This window comes from Komagataeibacter xylinus NBRC 15237 (assembly GCF_001571345.1).
GTDB classification, from domain to species: Bacteria; Pseudomonadota; Alphaproteobacteria; order Acetobacterales; family Acetobacteraceae; genus Komagataeibacter; species Komagataeibacter xylinus.
This window is the reverse complement of record NZ_BCTP01000111.1, coordinates 1-2,140: the sequence shown is the minus strand read 5'-3', so window position 1 is coordinate 2,140 and position 2,140 is coordinate 1. Positions and strand designations below refer to the sequence as shown.

Below are 2,140 nucleotides of genomic sequence, written 5' to 3'. Positions count from 1 at the left end.
TCGAACAGATCGTCGACCAGAGGGGCTATGTCTGTTTGACGGACTGCCAGCCGATGTTCTGGGGGCGTACCGTTGATGGTGCGCTCGGCCTGGAATATGGCGTCGATCCTGCCTACTGCCTCTATGGCGAGGGGCGCCTTGTCCCTCTCGGCGATTTTGAACAGTCCCCTGCGTCCATGCGCCCAGCATCCGGCGGAGACAACCGGCGCGGGTTGGCGTCCCGGTTTCGCCAGAGTGTTATAACCCGCATAGGCGTCTGACTGCAAAATGCCGGTCCAGCCGGTGAGATGGTCCGTGGGATGTTCGCCCCTGCGGTCCCGGGAATACCGGAACCAGACGGCTGGCGGTGCTGGCCCACCAAATGGACCATCATCACGCACATAATTCCATAATCGTCCGGTGACTGTCCGGCCTTTCGCCAGAACCGGCACGGTGGTGTCATCCGCGTGCAGGCGTTGTGCCGCCAGCACATGCGCCCGGATCAGCGCAGTCAGGGGGGCCAGCGTCGCGGTGCAGGCTCCCACCCAGTCGGCCAGCGTTGATGTGTCGAGATCGATCCCTTCGCGGGCAAAGGCATCGCTCTGGCGGTTCAGCGGCAGATGCTGCAGGAACTTGTCGCACAGGATGGTCGACAGCAGCCATGGGCCGGCGCGTCCGCGCGCGATCGGATGGAAGGGGGCGGGTGGCTGGGTGATGCTCTCGCAGTCCCGGCAGGTGAACTTCTCCCGCACCGTCTGGATGACCTTGAACTGGCGCGGGATCACCTCCAGCGTCTCGGTGACGCTCTCCCCCAGTTTGCTCAGACGATCGCTGCCACAGCACGGACACTGTGTCGGTGCGGGGATGACGACCCGCTCGCGCGGCAGATCGGCACGCAGGGGCTGGCGCCCCCGGTTGCTCCTGGGTGCTGTCGCGCGGACGGCGGGATCCGCCGCATTTTCGGGCGCGTCCTCGGCGAGTGTCGTCTCCAGCTCTTCCAGTTCGAGTTCGAGCTGGGCCAGCAGGCGGCGCCCCCGCTCCGACGAGGCGCCGAAACGGTCCTGGCGCATCCGCGCGATAAGATGTTTGAGATGGGCAATCTGCGCTTCGGCGCTGGCCGCACGGGCTTCCGCGACCTCGGCACGCGCCTCGGCAGCGGCAAGTGCCGCGCGCAAGGCGATGATGTCGTCCGTGTCTCCCGTCATGAAGGCAGTTGATCACATGGGCGCTCAAAAGGGTACCAGTATATGCTGACCTGGCGCGGTTTTTATTATCCCGCCAGTTCAGGTCTCCATGTTTTCTGCGGATTGCGCCAGTCCACACCCTCCAGCAGACAAGTCAATTGTGACGGGGAGAGATGGATCGCTCCGTCCTTTGCCGAAGGCCACAGGAAATGCCCGCGCTCGATCCGCTTCGCATATAAGGAAAGGCCGATCCCATCGTGCCAGATCAGTTTCACCAGGTCGCCGCGTCGGCCCCTGAAGGCATAGACGTCACCCGCGAAAGGGTCACGACCCAGTGCTTCCTGGACCTTCAACGCCAGCCCGGGCATCCCCAGGCGCATATCGGTTACACCGGCCGCCAGCCATATCCTCAGCGTGGAAGGAAGCGGGATCATGATCGTAGTGCGCCCACAATCTCACGCAGACGATCAGCGGACAGCCCTGCGTCGAACTCCAGCCGCACACCGTCCGGAAAGACCAGGCTGACGGCTTGGCCGGACAGCGTTCCCTGTTCTCTCCGACGCTCCGATGGCTGCGGCTCGGGGGCCGGGGCTACCATGACAGGTATGAACGATGTCCCGCCTTTGGCCTGCGCTTTGGCCCGAGCCTCTCGCCGCCAGCGAAACACCAGACTGGGATGGATCCCATACTGTGCAGCCACCTCCCTTATGGGGCGTCGGCTCTCGTAGGACGCGATGACCACTCGCGCGCGAAATTCAGGGGCGTGCCAGCGGCGGCGATCCGAAACGATCTCGATCCGCGAGGCGTCCGCCAGCCTGTCCCGCTCATCGGTCTCTCTACCGCTCCTTTGGAGCCTCTCTGCGGTACTACCTGCGACACTCGCAGGTAGTACCGCGTCCCTATCTCTTAAATCGTTCATGCTTCATAGCTGAACCAGACCAGAAATATTCAGCAAGGCGTCAGTCGCCGGGAGCTTA

Annotated in this window: 3 protein-coding genes; all 3 read right to left on the bottom strand. The window is 63.6% G+C overall.

The features are described from left to right. On the bottom strand, positions 1-1,184 hold a 1,184-nt coding region (gene tnpC, locus GXY01S_RS16575), incomplete at its 3' end, for an IS66 family transposase (RefSeq protein ID WP_061276870.1). Positions 1,185-1,249: 65 nt separating this feature from the next. Next, positions 1,250-1,597 (bottom strand): IS66 family insertion sequence element accessory protein TnpB, encoded by a 348-nt coding sequence (tnpB, locus tag GXY01S_RS16570; RefSeq protein WP_019092242.1) that lies wholly within the window; start codon positions 1,595-1,597, stop codon positions 1,250-1,252. Further along, positions 1,594-2,082, bottom strand: a complete 489-nt coding sequence (tnpA, locus tag GXY01S_RS16565; RefSeq protein WP_061276868.1) for an IS66-like element accessory protein TnpA — start codon at positions 2,080-2,082, stop codon at positions 1,594-1,596. Before tnpA ends, tnpB begins: the two co-directional genes overlap by 4 nt. Positions 2,083-2,140 lie beyond the last annotated feature (58 nt).